Genomic DNA, 16835 nt, shown 5'->3' with positions numbered 1-16835 from the left:
TTGATGCGGTACGGCGGTTTTGCCGCATTCAATTTCAGGTGTTTTATATCTGAAAATATACTGCAGCAGGTATTTTTAAAAATATACTAAATACATGCGGGAAAAGCAGTGTTTTTTAATATACTCCAATTAAATTGAATACAATCAAGGCACGGAAGCAGCTGAACATCAATGCAATTCGGGCAGATTACAGCGGATGCATCCCGACCGTGATGCGTGCCGGATAGGCAGCGCCGCCACCCGAACCGACTGGAAAGCTCAAGCCGACCCCAAAACCGACATTGCCGCCACCGCCGCCCAGACCGACGCCGACGTTGGAGCCGCTGGCCCCAACTCCCATCGCCTGGTAAACCACTTCTGCGGTGCGATAACCCGGCTGGCTGCACAACACATGTAAGTCGCCATAGGCGCGACCAGGATTGACCTTGGCCGGCGTGATTATTTTCCAGCTTCCGGCATTGCTTGCAACAGTGCAAGCGACGCCCGTCAATAAACGGCCTTGCACCGCCGTCTCAATCAAAATAGTGCCGTCACCCGGCCCGGCTGTTGCACACGCGGCGAGCACAATAGGCAATAACAAGGTCAGATGACGCATGACAGTCTCCTTAAAAATTAAGTGCGCGCTTATCCACTGCCAGCGCCGCTTCTTTAGTCGCTTCCGACAGCGAAGGATGGGCATGGCAGATACGGGCAATATCTTCCGCAGAGGCGCGGAATTCCATCGCCACTACTGCCTCGGCGATCAATTCGGAAGCCATTGGGCCGATGATATGCACGCCGAGAATTTCATCGGACTTGGCATCGGCCAGGAACTTGACCATGCCAGCAGTATCGCCCAATGCACGAGCACGGCCGTTGGCCAGGAATGGGAAAGTGCCCGCTTTATAAGCGATGCCTTCGGCCTTCAGTTGCTGCTCGGTCTTGCCGACCCAGGCGATCTCGGGAGACGTGTAAATAACCCAGGGAATCGTGTTGAAATTGACATGACCATGTTGGCCGGCAATGCGTTCAGCGACAGCGACGCCCTCTTCTTCCGCCTTGTGCGCCAACATCGGTCCGCGCACCACGTCGCCGACCGCCCATACATTCGGCAGATTGGTTTTGCAGTCGGCATCTACCGCAACGAAGCCGCGCTCATCAAGTTGCAAGCCGACCGACTCGACATTCAAGCCGTTGGTGTTCGGCACCCGACCGATCGAGATAATCAACTTGTCGAAAACGGCCTGTTGCGCATTGCCCTTGTCGTCTGTGTAAGCAACAGATACATCCTTCTTGCCGACAGTGATGGCGCCGATTTTTACGCCCAGATGAACCGTCAAGCCTTGCTTGGCAAACAATTTATGCGCTTCTTTGGCGATCTGCTGATCCACCGCGCCAAGGAAGGTTGGCAGCGCTTCCAGCACAGTCACTTCAGCACCCAGACGACGCCAAACGCTGCCCATTTCCAGACCGATCACGCCAGCACCGATGACACCGAGTTTTTTCGGCGTTGCTTCGATTGCCAAAGCGCCGGTATTGGAAAGAATCCGTTTTTCATCAAAAGCCGCCCCTGGCAATGCGCGCGCATTCGATCCGGTGGCAATAATGACGTGCTTGGCGCTCAATGTTTCTTCATTGGCGCCCGCAACTTTGAGCGTGATGCCGCTGGCATCATTTTTAACAAAAGAGCCATGGCCGTGGAAAAACGTAACCTTGTTCTTTTTGAGCAAGTAAAGAATGCCATCGTTATTTTGTTTGACGATGCCATCCTTGCGCGCCAGCATTTGGCCGACATTGAAACTCAGGCCCTTGACTTCAATGCCGTGTTCGGCGAATGCATGCCCTGCATGTTCATAATGTTCGGACGATTGCAGTAACGCTTTCGACGGGATGCAACCGACATTGGTGCAAGTTCCACCGGGTGCGGGACCGCCCTTGGCATTTTTCCAATCATCAATGCATGCCACCGTAAAACCCAGTTGCGCAGCACGGATCGCTGCAATATAGCCACCAGGACCGCCGCCAATAACAACAACATCAAAATTTTTCGACATAATCAAATCCATTTAATGCAAAAAGACACAAGCGCACAAAGGAGTTCTTTGCAGGCATTGTGTCTTTTCGCTAAGTACGATTAAATATCCAGCAACAAACGTGCAGGATCTTCCAGTGCATCTTTCATCGCTACCAAGCCCAATACAGCTTCGCGGCCATCGATGAGGCGGTGATCATAAGACATCGCAAGATAGTTCATCGGGCGAATCACGATCTGGCCGTTTTCCACTACTGCGCGATCCTTGGTAGCATGCACGCCAAGAATAGCCGCCTGCGGCGGATTGATGATCGGAGTCGACAGCATCGAACCGAAAGTACCCCCATTCGAAATAGTGAAAGTACCACCCGTCAGGTCATCCAGTGTCAATTTGCCTTCTTTGGCTTTCTGGCCGAATTCACCGATTTTTTTCTCAATATCTGCAATTGACATTTGATCGACATTGCGCAGGATCGGCACCACCAGACCACGCGGCGAACCCACTGCGATGCCGATGTCGAAATAGCCGTGGTAGACGACATCGTTGCCGTCAATGGAGGCATTGATGATCGGATACTTTTTCAGCGCAGCTACAGCAGCCTTGACGAAGAACGACATGAAACCTAGCTTGACGCCGTGTTCTTTTTCGAATTTATCCTTGTATTTGGTGCGCAAATCCATCACCGGCTGCATATTGACTTCATTGAACGTGGTCAGAATCGCATTGGTCTGCTGGGATTGCAGCAAACGTTCAGCGATACGGGCCCGCAGGCGGCTCATCGGAACCCGCTCTTCAGCACGATCGCCCAAGTTCAGCGCAACCGGTGAGATCACCTGCTGTAAAGCAGGTTTGGCAGTAGCCACTGCCAGCGGCGCAACATTCGCAACTGCAGCAGGTTTCGCTTCCAGAGCGTTGATGACATCACCTTTGATAACGCGGCCATCCTTACCACTACCGGCGACTTGGGCAGTAGTCATATTGTTATCGGCCAGCATTTTTGCGGCTGCCGGCATGGCAATGCCTGCCGCTGGAGCAGACACCGGTGCTGCTGCCTGCGCCACAGTTTCTGCTGAAACGACTACCGGAGCAGCCGAGACTTCGACTGGACTCATTTTAGCCACTGCTTCAGTATCGATGATTGCGATGATTTCGCCAGCAACAACCGTGGTGCCATCGCCTTTGATAATTTGCGTAATCACGCCGGCTGCTGGCGCTGGCAATTCGAGGACCACTTTATCAGTTTCCACGTCGATCAAATTTTCATCGCGGCCAACTGTTTCGCCCTCTTTTTTGTGCCATTGCAGCAAGGTCGCTTCTGCGACGGATTCGGACAGTTGCGGAACTTTAACTTCAATAATTGCCATGTAATTCTCCGTTTTTAGTTGTTCAAGTGGCGCGGGCAATTCTGCCCGCCACCATCTCATTATTTTGTTAGCACAAAACCTTTAAGTTTCGAAAAAGCGGTATCCAGCAGCGCTTTTTGCTGGGCATAGTGCTTGTCATAATAGCCAACTGCAGGCGCTGCGCTCGCAGGACGGCCAGCGTAGGCAAGCTTCTGCCCATCTCCCAGGTTTTCAAAAATATTGTGCTCGATCTGGAACCATGCCCCCTGATTTTGCGGCTCATCCTGCGCCCACACCAACTCATTGAAGTTCGGGAATTTTTTCAATTCATTCGCAAATGCCTTGTGTGGGAAAGGATAAAGTTGTTCCACGCGGATGATAGCTACATCCATCTGCCCACGCTCCTTGCGGGAATTAATCAGGTCGTAATACACCTTGCCGGAGCAGGCAATAATGCGCTTGACCTTTTTCGCATCAATAGAATTATCCATTTCGCCAATCACCGTTTGGAATTGGCCTTTGGCTAAATCGGATAATGGCGAACCCGCATCCTTGTTACGCAGCAAGGATTTCGGCGTCATGATGATCAAAGGCTTGCGGAACAGGCGGATCATCTGGCGGCGCAACAGATGGAAAATCTGCGCAGAAGTGGTGGGTTGCACCACTTGCATATTGTTATCTGCGCATAATTGCAGGTAACGTTCAATGCGTGCTGACGAGTGCTCTGCGCCTTGCCCTTCATAACCATGCGGCAACATCATGACCAAACCACAGGCACGGCCCCATTTCTCTTCGCCGGAACTGATGAATTGATCGATCACCACTTGTGCGCCATTGGCAAAGTCGCCAAACTGCGCTTCCCAGATGGTGAGCGTATTTGGCTCGGAAGTTGAGTAACCGTATTCAAATGCAAGCACGGCTTCTTCGGAAAGAACTGAATCAATCACTGTAAATGGCGCCTGATTTTCCGTCACATTTTCCAATGGTATGTAGCTGCCGACATCCCAGCGTTCGCGTTTCTGGTCATGCAATACTGCATGGCGATGAACGAAGGTGCCGCGTCCGACATCCTGGCCGGTCAAGCGAATCGCATACCCGGATGACACCAGGGATGCGTAAGCGAGGTGCTCGCCCATGCCCCAGTCCAGATTGAGTTCGCCGCGGCCCATCGCGGCACGATCGTTCAGTACTTTCTCGACCAGAGAGTGCGCCTTGAATCCTTCCGGAATAACCGTGATCCGCTCGGAGAGGCGTTTCAGTTCGGCGAGCGGCACGGCAGTATCGGCTGCATCGGTCCATTTGCGGTTCAGGAACGGCATCCAGTCAACTGCGAACTTGCTCTTGAAGTTAGTGAGAACTGGATCGACCGTAAGGTGACCGGTATCCATTGCATCGCGAAATGCCATCACCATTGCATCGCCGCCGTCCGCGGGCAACAAGCCTTGCGCAATCAGTTTATCGGCATATAGTTTGCGCGTTCCGGGATGCTGAGCAATTTTCTTGTACATCAGAGGTTGCGTCAACGCAGGAGTATCTTGCTCGTTATGGCCCAATTTACGATAGCAGAGAATATCGATGACCACATCTTTTTTGAACTCAAGACGATAATCAAGAGCAATCTGAGTTGCCAGCACCACCGCCTCCGGATCATCCCCGTTCACATGTAGCACCGGTGCCTCAATCATCTTGACGACATCGGAGCAGTACAGCGTGGAGCGTGAATCACGCGGATCAGAAGTCGTGAAACCAATCTGATTATTGATCACAATATGCACTGTGCCACCGGTGCCGTAACCACGGGTTTGGGCCAGGTTGAGCGTTTCCATTACAACGCCTTGCCCAGAGAATGCCGCATCGCCATGCACTAAAATAGGTAGAACCTGTGCACCATTTTTATCGCCACGACGTTCCATGCGTGCCTTGACCGAACCCTCAACCACTGGATTGACAATTTCAAGATGGGACGGATTGAACGCCAGCGAGAGATGCACTGGACCACCCGGGGTCGTGATGTCGGACGAAAAGCCATTGTGATATTTGACATCGCCTGAAGGAAGGTCCTCCGCGTGTTTGCCTTCAAACTCGGCAAACAGGTCTCCCGGCATCTTACCGAGTGTATTAACCAATACGTTCAGGCGTCCGCGATGCGCCATACCTATGACTATTTCCTGTACGCCACGCTCGCCGGCGCGCTGAATCGTTTCATCAATTGACGCAATGAAACTCTCGCCGCCTTCCAGTGAAAAACGTTTTTGTCCGACATATTTGGTGTGTAGATAGCGTTCAAGACCCTCGGCAGCTGTCAGGCGATCCAGAATATGTTTTTTCTTTTCCGCAGTGAAATTCGGAGTGGAGCGGATCGATTCCAGTTTTTGCTGTATCCAGCGTTTCTCGGCAGGATCGCTGATATACATGAACTCGGCGCCGATAGAACGGCAATAAGTATCGCGCAGGGAATTGATCAGGTCGCGCAAGGAAGCAGTTTCGACCCCAAAATAAGTATTGCTAATATTGAATACGATATCCAGATCGGCATCCGAAAATCCGTAAAAATTCGGGTCCAGCTCTGGAATTCCCGGGCGTTCTTGTCGCTGTAGCGGGTCGAGATTGGCCCACCGCGAGCCCAGATAACGATAAGCAGCGGTCAATTGCACGACTGCCACACGCTTGCGACCCATATCGGCATCGGTTGAAGCGCTTACCGTCCGGATTGGACCCTGCTTCGCACGCTCGGCAAATGACGCAATAACAGAGGCATGGGCCACATCTGGTTTATTAGATCCGTCAACCGCCGGAACATGCTGCATTGCATCAAAATAAGCGCGCCAGTTGTCGGGCACCGAACTGGGGTTATCAAGATAAGCCTCGTATAATTCCTCCACATACGGGGCATTGCCTCCAAACAGATAGGAGTTGTCACTGAATTGTTGCATCATATATTGCTCACCTTTCTTCGCGTTTCGCGAGATTAGCGGGTTAATTTAACCTTCCGCGACACGGCCTGACCGGTTAGCGGATTGCACATCAAGTTGTGGGGAAGGACGACGTTACGTGGTGTTGCACTTAACTTTTCAAGCATATCATTCATACTTGAACACAACAACAACAAAGCGAGCCTGATTGGCTCGCTTTTTCAGTTTAACCTCGGCTGCTCATCGGCGGCACATCACGCCGTGTTGCGCCGACAAATAATTGACGTGGACGGCCAATCTTTTGCTCTGGATCAGAAATCATTTCTTTCCATTGAGCAACCCATCCAACGGTGCGGGCAAGTGCAAAAATCCCGGTGAACAAAGAAACCGGAATGCCTAATGCGCGCTGCACAATACCTGAGTAAAAATCGACGTTCGGGTAAAGTTTGCGGGAAACAAAATATTCATCTTCCAGTGCAATTTTTTCCAGTGCCATCGCCAGTTTGAACAAACGATCATTTTGCAGTCCCAAGGCTTCCAGAACTTCGTAGCATGTTTCACGCATCAATTTTGCGCGCGGATCATAATTTTTATACACGCGGTGGCCGAAGCCCATCAATTTCACATCAGAATTTTTGTCTTTGACTTTCTTGATGAACTCGCCAATGTTATCAACACTACCGATTTCTTCGAGCATGTTCAGTGCAGCTTCATTAGCACCGCCATGTGCGGGACCCCACAGGCATGCGATACCGGCAGCAATACACGCGAATGGATTGGCGCCGGATGAGCCAGCCAGACGCACTGTTGAAGTGGAAGCATTCTGTTCATGATCTGCATGCAGAATCAGAATACGATCCAGCGCGCGCACCAGCACTTCATTGACTTTGTGATCCGCGCAGGGCGTAGCGAACATCATGTTCATGAAATTCGCGCTGTACGACAAGTCATTACGCGGATAGACGAATGGCTGTCCAATGTTATATTTGTACGTCATTGCCACCAGGGTTGGCAATTTTGCGATCAAACGAATTGCAGAGACTTCGCGATGATGCGGATCATTGATGTCCAGCGAATCATGATAGAACGACGACAGGGCACCAACAGTTCCAACCAGCACTGACATTGGATGCGCATCCCGCCGAAAACCACGGAAGAAGAATTGCATCTGCTCGTGAACCATCGTATGGTTGGTTATGAGCGATACAAATTTATCTTTCTCTGTAGCGTTAGGTAACTCGCTATTCAGTAACAGATAGCATGTTTCAAGGAAATCACAATTCACAGCCAACTGCTCAATAGGGTAGCCGCGATAGAGCAACTCACCCTTGTCACCATCGATATAGGTGATGGAGGAATTGCATGCCGCCGTCGACATAAACCCTGGATCGTAAGTGAATTTCCCAGTCGATGCATACAGTTTACGGATATCGATTACATCTGGCCCAATTGTTCCTCCGTAAATTGGCATTTCCAGCGAGGGTGTGCCATCAGAAAACGATAGTGTGGCTTTACTTTTTACAGTAGTAGTCATAGCTCTTCCTTCAAGATGAGGGGTGAGTCGTTAGTCAAAAAACTGAAACGACGCGTCAATCAAGCGCTGCGTATTTTTTTCAAAAGTCCATGAACGTTGGGCAAATCCAGATCATCAGATGGTTCATTGCGTCCCATTATCAGATCCATTAACGCACTATCCGAAAGTTCCAGCAATCGGGTAAACGCATCAACCTCATCATCTGTCAAAGTTGTCTCTTGCGTATCAAGAAAACGCGTCAAAATCAAATCATTCTCCAGCAAACCGCGCCGGGATCGCCACCGTAGGCGGGCACGCTTTGCTGGATCGGCCTGATGAGTGATGGACATAAAAATACCATTCAACTTGTTGCATGAAATCACAAGCGATTTCAATTGGATAACGCACGAAATGGATGGAAGTGGTTTTTTTACCTCCACCCGTTGTTATTGCATATCGGTACTACTTACACGCCACGTCGAACCAGCATTTCCTTGATCTTGCCGATAGCTTTGTTTGGATTGAGTCCTTTTGGACAGACATCCACGCAGTTCATAATAGAATGACAACGAAACAGTCGATATGGATCTTCCAGATTATCCAAACGATTGGCTGTAGCTTGATCACGAGTGTCTGCAATGAAACGGTATGCCTGCAGCAACCCAGCAGGTCCGACAAACTTGTCGGGATTCCACCAGAACGAAGGACATGCAGTGGAACAACATGCGCACAAAATGCACTCGTAAAGACCGTCCAGTTCTTCACGTTCATCCGGCGACTGCAAACGCTCTTTTTCAGGCGGTATGGAATCGTTAATTAAAAATGGCTTGATTGAATCGTATTGCTTGAAAAATTGCGTCATATCGACGATCAAATCGCGGATGACAGGCAAACCTGGCAAAGGACGCAAAACGATCGGCTCTTTCAATTCATTCAAATTGGTAGTACAAGCCAGGCCGTTTTTTCCATTGATGTTCATCGCATCGGAGCCGCACACACCTTCACGACAGGAACGGCGCAAAGCGAGTGAATCGTCTACATCGGCTTTAATGCGAACTAATGCATCCAGCAGCATCCTGTCGGTATCTTGCAATTCAACCGTCAAGTCTTGCATGTAAGGTTTAGCATCCTTGTCTGGATCGTAGCGGTAAATCTGAAATTTGAGAGTGCGTGCCATATTCTTACCTTGTTAGAAAGTGCGTGCTTTAGGCGCAAAGGATTCAACTGTCAGCGGCTTGGTGATTACCGGCTTGTATTCGAGTCGATTGCCCTCCGAAAACCAAAGCGTGTGTTTCAACCAATTCTCATCATCACGTTTCTCGTATTCGCGATGTGCGTGTGCACCACGCGATTCCTTGCGTGCGACCGCAGATGTAATGGTCGCTTTCGCCGTCTCGATCAGATTGTCGAGTTCCAGAGCTTCGACGCGTGCGGTGTTGAATACCTTGGACTTATCCTTGAACGACACATGCTTACGACGCTCATCGAGTTCCATTATTTTCTTGTAACCGTTTTGCAGCAACTCATCGGTACGGAATACGCCACAGTATTGTTGCATCGTGGTCCGAATATCATTCGCGACATGCTGAACCCGCTCTGTACCGGTGCTGGTTTCAAGCTTGGCCAAACGCGACAGCGCCAAATCAGCGGCATCAGCCGGCAACGGCTTGTGCTGCTTATCCTTCAAATTGCTTTGCACCAGATGATTGCCCGCGGCGCGACCGAATACAACTATATCGAGCAAAGAATTGGTACCGAGCCGGTTGGCGCCATGCACTGATACGCAGGCGCATTCACCAATCGCGTACATGCCATTGACAACGGCATTTGGATTGCCATCTTTGGGCGCGACCACCTGACCATGGATATTCACCGGAATTCCACCCATTTGATAATGCGCGGTAGGCACTACTGGAATCGGCTCTTTGGTTGCGTCTACGTTGGCGAATTTACGACCAATTTCAAGTATGGAAGGCAGCCGTTTAATGATGGTATCGGCACCAATATGACGCAAATCCAGATGAATATAATCCTTGTTCGGGCCACAGCCGCGGCCTTCCTTGATCTCCTGATCCATCGAACGCGAAACAAAATCACGTGGTGCCAGATCTTTGTACTGGGGCGCATAACGCTCCATGAAGCGCTCGCCCTCACTATTGATCAAAATACCACCTTCTCCGCGCACGCCTTCGGTAATCAACACCCCGGCACCGGCGACGCCAGTTGGATGGAATTGCCAGAATTCCAAATCTTCCAGAGGTAGACCGGCACGTGCCGTCATTCCGAGGCCATCCCCCGTATTGATATAAGCATTGGTTGACGAGGCCCAAATGCGACCGGCGCCACCAGTTGCAAAAACCGTGGTCTTGGCTTCCAGCAACATTACATCGCCAGTTTCCATTTCCAGTGCTACCACACCCAGCACATCACCGTCAGCATCACGGATCAAGTCGATTGCCATCCATTCAACGAAGAAATGCGTCTTGGCGCGCACATTGCGCTGGTATAACGTATGCAACAGAGCATGGCCGGTACGATCCGCAGCAGCGCATGCGCGCTGTACCGCTTTTTCACCAAAATTAGCCGTATGACCACCGAACGGGCGCTGATAGATCGTGCCATCCGGATTGCGGTCAAAAGGCATGCCGAAATGCTCAAGCTCATAAACAACTTTTGGCGCTTCACGGCACATGAACTCGATAGCATCCTGGTCACCCAGGTAATCACCACCTTTGACTGTGTCAAACATGTGCCAGTACCAACTGTCCTCAGCCATGTTGCCTAGCGACGCACCGATGCCGCCTTGTGCGGCAACCGTGTGCGAACGGGTAGGAAACACTTTGGATAATACTGCCACGTTCAGACCAGCCTCAGCCATTTGTAGCGAAGCACGCATGCCAGAACCACCGGCGCCAACGATAATCGCATCAAAGCGACGAACAGGAATTGCAGATTTAATTGCTGCCACGATTACACTCTCCAGAGAATCTGTGCCGACCAAGCGGCACAACCAATCAGCCACAGGAGTGTGGCAACTTGTAATGCAATCCGAACCGAAACCGATTTGATGTAATCCATCCAGATGTTACGAACACCAACCCATGCATGATAAAAAAGCGCGAGAAAGGTTACAAAAGTAGCGATCTTGAACCATTGATTTGCAAACAGGCCAGCCCAGGTTTCGTAGCTAAAACTGCTAGCCGTCAAAAAACTCACTAGCAACAAGATGGTGTAAATCACCATGACAATTGCCGTTACGCGCTGCGCTAACCAGTCTTTCCAGCCGTAATGCGCACCAACAACCAAACGCTTCGGCCCAATATTATTTTTTGGCATTTAAAACACTCCAAATAGTTTCAATGCAACCAGCGCAGCCAGAAACAGGCTAACCGCCAAAACACTCACAGCGGACTTACGCGCCGAATCTTTGTCCAGACCCACATGGGTATCCATTATGAGGTGACGGATACCGGCACAAAAATGATGCAAGTAAGACCAAGACAGGGCAAGAATGATCAACTTCACAAACCAACCTGAAGCAAATCCTTTAAAGTAATCAAAAGAAATTTCGGAAGTGAGGCTGCTATCTAATAGGTACAAAATGAAAGGCAACAGCAAAAAAATCAAAGCCCCGCTGATACGGTGCAAAACAGACACTAGCGCTGCCAAAGGCATGCGGTACTGCGCGATGTCCGTCAAATGAATATTCCGGAACTCCGGACGCTCCTTTTTTACAACCCCATTTATGGCTTCTGACATTAAGGTGCCCTCTCTTGACTTGACTAAAATAATATTGCTATTTTCGCCTATTTTTCACAGCGCTCAAATAAAAATTGTGCACTGCGAGTAAAACAGCGAACCCATTTATCAGGCGCAATGCGGTCCAATCCTGGAACGCACTTACACCTGGCTTGGTGTTAAGCCAAGACTAACTCAAATCATTTTGATAATAATGCTGGCTGGTTGAATACAGAGCGCGTCGCACTTCAACTGGTTTATCACCATAAGTAAAAGAAACGCGCTCCACACTTAGCAAGGGCTCATTGGTGGCAATGTCAAGTAACTCGGCCACATCTTTAGATGCAGAAATAGCGCGAATTTTTTCCGTTGCACGTATCATTCTGGTGCCAAATTCAGTTTCAAAGAGCCCATACATTGGCCCCTTATATTCAATTAAGCGCTCTGCTGTCAGGCCTTTGAAAATTAAACCGGGCAGCCAGAGTTCTTCAATAATGGTTGGAATTTGATCGAAAGACTGGATACGCTTGATAAACACGACTGAATCTCCGGACTTCATATCCAGCAGACGTGCCACTTCAGCCGGCGCCCGCAATCTTTTGATCTCAATAATCTTATTGTCTGCCGGACGCGGCTCCCCCACATCCGGCATCAACCTCAGGAAACGATACTGGGCCCGAGCTTCATGGTGCGACGAAACGAAGGTACCCTTCCCCTGACGACGCATTACCAGATTTTCAGCTGCCAGTTCATCAATCGCCTTGCGCACGGTACCCTGACTCACCTTGAAACGGTTGGCAAGCTCCATTTCGCTCGGAATCAATTCCCCAGGCTTCCACTCACCGCTCTGCAGACTTTGGGTGATAAGAGATTTTATTTGCTGATAGAGGGGACTAAACGTCGGTGGGGTGCCAGGAAAAGCAGTTCCTGTCCCTACGTTAGGGATAGCATTGGGACTCAAATTGGATAAGACAGGATTCATAACCTATGATTTCACCATAAATTACCTACTGCCGTCCAGCAAAATAAATATCTTATGTCTTATATAAGACATAAGATATTTATTGACACACAAGAACTGCGCCCCTAAACTTCCCTTTGGATCGTTCTTGCATCCGATGCATGCCAGAGTCACAATGTCGATTATCATACGCCTGAATACAAAAAATCCTGGTTGCCGTGTACATTTACCACAGCAGACTCGAATGCTTTTCGGCGTTATTATTGTAGTCATCGAACATGAATAACGGTTCCTTTCAAATAATTTATTCCTTTCCCTCACTGGAGATTCAACATGGCTAAAGCCCCCATGCGTGTTGCCGTGACCGGCGCCGCCGGTCAAATCGGTTATTCCCTGCTATTTCGCATCGCCAATGGCGACATGCTGGGAAAAGATCAACCAATTATTTTGCAATTGCTCGAAATTCCTGACGAAAAAGCACAGAAAGCGCTTAAGGGCGTCATGATGGAAATCGACGACTGCGCATTTCCGTTGCTCGTTGGCATGACTGCACATGCAGATCCAATGACAGCATTCAAGGATATTGATGTTGCATTGCTGGTGGGTGCACGTCCTCGCGGTCCCGGCATGGAGCGCAAGGACTTGCTGGAAGCCAATGCACAAATTTTCACGGTGCAAGGCAAGGCACTCGATGCAGTTGCATCCCGCAACGTAAAAGTACTGGTAGTCGGCAATCCAGCCAACACCAATGCCTACATCGCGATGAAATCCGCTCCTGGCCTGCCAGCGAAAAACTTCACAGCCATGTTGCGCCTGGATCACAACCGTGCATTGTCACAAATCGCAGCCAAAACCGGCAAACCGGTGACCGCGATTGAAAAACTGTTTGTATGGGGCAACCATTCCCCGACCATGTATGCAGATTATCGCTATGCGACCATTGATGGCCAGTCAGTCAAGGACATGATCAACGACCAGGAATGGAACAAGGATGTATTCCTGCCAACCGTTGGCAAACGCGGCGCCGCTATTATCGAAGCGCGCGGATTATCGTCGGCAGCGTCGGCAGCCAATGCGGCGATCGACCACGTGCATGACTGGGTTCTGGGCACTAATGGCAAATGGACCACGATGGGTATTCCTTCTGACGGCTCTTACGAAATTCCGGAAGGCACGATCTTCGGTTTTCCGGTCACGACCGAAAACGGCGAATACAAGATCGTCCAGGGTCTGGAAGTTGATGCATTCTCACGCGAACGCATCAACGTGACGCTCAACGAATTGCTCGAAGAACGTAATGGCGTAAAACACCTGGTAGGTTAAAACCTTCCGTTGGATGGACAAGTGATGCGGCTGTTCGCAGTCACATCATTTGTCCGGTATTCATCATAAGATTTGGGTATACAGGGCATGCATCCCTCCGAAGCCTTATTTCAAGGCAGGCATCAACCGGCCTCATTACCGGTTTGCGATCACTATGCCGGCTCCGAAAAGCTGATGCGCAAGTCGGTCGCACTACAGCAACAACTTGGCCCGGTTTTTGACATCACGTTCGATGCAGAAGACGGCGCAGCAACCGGCAACGAAGCATCCCACGCACAACTGATCGCATCGATCATCAATAGCGAAGATAACCGCTTCGACAGGATCGGCGCCCGTATTCACGACCGCCTCCACACATTCTTCGAGCAAGACATCGCCCTCCTCTGCCAAAGCGCGGCCAAACGGCTGGCCTATCTGGTCGTACCTAAAATTAATGACATAGCCGACGCCAGGCATGCCATCGAACGCATCAATCAACATGCCCGACAAGCCGGTCGCGACGCGCTGCCAGTGCACATGTTGATCGAAACCCACGGCGCCCTGGCCGATGTCCAGGCGATTGCGGCGCTGCCGCAGGTAGAGTGCCTGTCATTTGGCATCATGGATTTCGTCTCGGAGCATCACGGCGCTATTCCTGATAATGCAATGCGCTCGCCTGCCCAATTCACACATGGATTGGTGGTACGCGCCAAACTTGAGATTGCCGCTGCCTGTCATGCGCACGGCAAGGTGCCGTCGCACAATGTCACCACAGAAATCAAGGATATGGCGATTGTCGCCAATGATGCCTACCGGGCCGCGACAGAATTCGGTTACACCAGGATGTGGAGCATCCATCCGAACCAGATCAAGCCTATTTTGCAGGCAATGTCACCCCGAAATGACGAGATCAATCACGCCGCCCTCATCATTTCCGAGGCCAGGAACGCCCAATGGGGGCCGATACAGCATAATGGCGTCTTATATGACAGGGCCAGCTATAGATATTATTGGATGCTTTTGAAGCGCGCAAAATTAAGTGGCATGGCAATACCGGATTGGGCTAACACCCTGCTGCAGGGTGAATGCGCCACCGGCCCGAAAACACTATTGTGTAAATAACCTCCAACAAACGAGACACACCCCATGAAAATGACATATCCCAAAATTCTTTTAACGATCGCCTGTATCGCATTTGTTGCACCGCAGGCACTGGCCGCCACGACTGCGCCTGCCAAATCAGGTAAAACCAGCGCGAAACATGGCAAAGTAAAAAAACCCCTCGTAATCTCCAATGCAGCGATAGACGAAGATGATCTGGAACTGGATACCAAAAACGCGCTTTCAACTGAATACAATTGCGAACTCGGCAATAAACTAACGATGTACCAGAATGCGGATGATGACAAACATATTGCTCTGGCCTGGAAAAAACGCATACATCGTCTCCGGCGCGTAGAGACAACAACCGGCGCGAACCGTTTCGAAAACCACAAATATGGCTTGCTCTGGATTGGCATACCGGCAAAAAGCATGTTGCTGGACACCAAGAAAGGTCAGCAACTCGCCAATGAGTGCAAGAACGCGGCACAAATGACTGCAGAATTAAAAGTGCAGTGAGCCTGGGTTCCTAAATTGACCATGCGTTTTTATTTTCCATATCAACGCAAAGAATCCAGTTCCGCCCGCAACCAGCGCAGCTTTCGCGAACGTAATTGCATGAATGCAGCGCTAATCCACGTACAATACGTGCCTCCCGTTTCACTACATCGAAATTTCACATGCGTCGTCCGTCAAAAAGCTCCTCTCCCAAACTATCTACAGACAGCCAGCGATTGATTGGCTTCAGCCATGCCGTCGCGCAAGCTGCTAGCCGCCTGGAAGAACGCGCCTGGGAGCGCGGCTTGGACACATTGTCCCAAAAACTGTTGAAGAGTAACCATCAGGACACCATCGACGCCGCGCTCGATAATGTTTTCAAGGCCGACCTGGACGCCTACGACTCGCTGGTCGAAGCCATCGAGGCAACCAGCGAGTCCTGCGTGATAGAACAGGACGGCGTCCAGTTTGATGCGCTGCTGATTGCTGCGCCAATTTTGGCGTGGACACGTTTTGTTATCCCGTCAGGGCCGATCGCGGAAGATATACGCCTGACTCTGTCGGCACAACTCGGCGCGCACTTATTGGCCGATGGCGCACATTTAGTCGTTGCACCAGCGCTATTTTCGATTGACCAACTGCCGCACACGCATGCCGAAACCTTCGCGCTCACGCGCCGCATGGCACAAGCTGCGCTGAAAAACAGCGTGGTTCAATTTCCAGCCAAAGCGGCGGAAACCGTGCCTTTCCTGGCCGATACCCGCTACTTGCTGGCAATCGTTGTGGTACCAGCAGGCACACCGCTGTTTCGCTGGCAAATGCCGCAAAACCAGCCAAACGTCATTGCCGATCAGCAGCAGGTGCTGGCGCAATGGCAAGAGCAGGCCGCGCCCAATATCGCCCGCCTGTTACCGGGTTGCGGTATTGAATTACTGTTGCCGGAAGCGTATTACATCGCTTGTCGCGAAGCCGACAAGCAAATCCGTCCGGCAGCGATTCGCGCCGCCCAGCATTATCTGACCCATACGCTCAATGTGGCAGCGTCGGAACTGCGCGCCATCATCGGCGGCTTCGGCGACGACGGCAGCGACGACCAGATCAGTGAGTACCGGATCGGCTTTGCCATCGGCACGCAACCGGAAATCGTCTACGGCATCATCTGGCCGCTCTACGGCGAGGAAGATGACAGCGACCTGTCGATCCAGGAAGAACAAAAAAGGCCGATCGAAATCATCACGGCCCTGCTGCAAGAAGAAGGCATCACCAACATCAAACGCCATAACACACGCTTCTCGATAGAATTTTGCGACGATTGCGGCGCGCCCCTCTTCGCCGATGACGAAGGCGAGTTGGTGCACCCCGAAATGCCGGAAGACGCTCCACAAGGCAGCGAGCATTTTCACTGAGCAGCAGACCATATAAATACATACAACAGTATTTTTAATATCGCAATAA

General features: G+C 50.7%; 15 protein-coding genes. 4 read left to right on the top strand and 11 right to left on the bottom strand.

Features of this window, described 5'->3' with window-relative positions:
• Positions 1-187: 187 nt before the first annotated feature.
• The 11 genes from KGFNPO_RS07605 to KGFNPO_RS07555 all read right to left on the bottom strand — a co-directional run bounded on the left by KGFNPO_RS07605 (position 188) and on the right by KGFNPO_RS07555 (position 12500).
• Positions 188-595, bottom strand: a complete 408-nt coding sequence (locus KGFNPO_RS07605) for a hypothetical protein (protein WP_472634109.1) — start codon at positions 593-595, stop codon at positions 188-190.
• Positions 596-605: 10 nt separating this feature from the next.
• The gene (lpdA, locus tag KGFNPO_RS07600; RefSeq protein ID WP_472634107.1) at positions 606-2033 is read right to left on the bottom strand and encodes a dihydrolipoyl dehydrogenase; all 1428 of its coding nucleotides are present in this window, start codon (positions 2031-2033) and stop codon (positions 606-608) included.
• Positions 2034-2113: 80 nt separating this feature from the next.
• Entirely contained in the window at positions 2114-3376 is a 1263-nt protein-coding gene (gene odhB / locus KGFNPO_RS07595) for a 2-oxoglutarate dehydrogenase complex dihydrolipoyllysine-residue succinyltransferase (protein ID WP_472634105.1), read from the bottom strand.
• A gap of 59 nt (positions 3377-3435) precedes the next feature.
• Positions 3436-6291, bottom strand: coding sequence for a 2-oxoglutarate dehydrogenase E1 component (locus KGFNPO_RS07590; protein WP_472634103.1), 2856 nt, complete (start codon positions 6289-6291; stop codon positions 3436-3438).
• A gap of 202 nt (positions 6292-6493) precedes the next feature.
• Positions 6494-7801, bottom strand: coding sequence for a citrate synthase (gene gltA / locus KGFNPO_RS07585; RefSeq protein ID WP_472615502.1), 1308 nt, complete (start codon positions 7799-7801; stop codon positions 6494-6496).
• Between the two features lie 59 nt (positions 7802-7860).
• Positions 7861-8130 carry an FAD assembly factor SdhE gene (locus tag KGFNPO_RS07580; protein ID WP_472634101.1) on the bottom strand — a complete coding sequence of 90 codons (270 nt, stop codon included), beginning with the start codon at positions 8128-8130 and terminating at the stop codon, positions 7861-7863.
• Between the two features lie 116 nt (positions 8131-8246).
• Positions 8247-8957, bottom strand: a complete 711-nt coding sequence (locus KGFNPO_RS07575) for a succinate dehydrogenase iron-sulfur subunit (protein ID WP_472634099.1) — start codon at positions 8955-8957, stop codon at positions 8247-8249.
• Between the two features lie 12 nt (positions 8958-8969).
• Entirely contained in the window at positions 8970-10748 is a 1779-nt protein-coding gene (sdhA, locus tag KGFNPO_RS07570) for a succinate dehydrogenase flavoprotein subunit (protein ID WP_472634097.1), read from the bottom strand.
• 2 nt (positions 10749-10750) lie between these two features.
• Positions 10751-11116, bottom strand: a complete 366-nt coding sequence (sdhD, locus tag KGFNPO_RS07565; protein WP_472634095.1) for a succinate dehydrogenase, hydrophobic membrane anchor protein — start codon at positions 11114-11116, stop codon at positions 10751-10753.
• Positions 11117-11539 carry a succinate dehydrogenase, cytochrome b556 subunit gene (gene sdhC / locus KGFNPO_RS07560; RefSeq protein ID WP_472634093.1) on the bottom strand — a complete coding sequence of 141 codons (423 nt, stop codon included), beginning with the start codon at positions 11537-11539 and terminating at the stop codon, positions 11117-11119. It abuts the gene before it with no gap.
• A gap of 169 nt (positions 11540-11708) precedes the next feature.
• Positions 11709-12500, bottom strand: coding sequence for a GntR family transcriptional regulator (locus tag KGFNPO_RS07555; RefSeq protein WP_472634091.1), 792 nt, complete (start codon positions 12498-12500; stop codon positions 11709-11711).
• Between the two features lie 312 nt (positions 12501-12812).
• On the opposite strand from KGFNPO_RS07555, the gene KGFNPO_RS07550 reads away from it, so the two are divergent.
• From KGFNPO_RS07550 to KGFNPO_RS07535, 4 genes are all read left to right on the top strand, one after another.
• On the top strand, positions 12813-13802 hold the full coding sequence (locus KGFNPO_RS07550) for a malate dehydrogenase (protein WP_472634089.1): 990 nt from the start codon (positions 12813-12815) through the stop codon (positions 13800-13802).
• Positions 13803-13889: 87 nt separating this feature from the next.
• Positions 13890-14903, top strand: coding sequence for an HpcH/HpaI aldolase/citrate lyase family protein (locus tag KGFNPO_RS07545; RefSeq protein WP_472634087.1), 1014 nt, complete (start codon positions 13890-13892; stop codon positions 14901-14903).
• 24 nt (positions 14904-14927) lie between these two features.
• Positions 14928-15401, top strand: a complete 474-nt coding sequence (locus KGFNPO_RS07540) for a hypothetical protein (RefSeq protein WP_472634085.1) — start codon at positions 14928-14930, stop codon at positions 15399-15401.
• 161 nt (positions 15402-15562) lie between these two features.
• Positions 15563-16786, top strand: a complete 1224-nt coding sequence (locus tag KGFNPO_RS07535; RefSeq protein WP_472634083.1) for a DUF2863 family protein — start codon at positions 15563-15565, stop codon at positions 16784-16786.
• Positions 16787-16835 lie beyond the last annotated feature (49 nt).

Source organism: Gelidimonas diazotrophica (assembly GCF_055694025.1).
The sequence above is the reverse complement of the archived record's forward strand: the minus strand, read 5'-3'. Positions and strand labels throughout refer to the sequence as shown.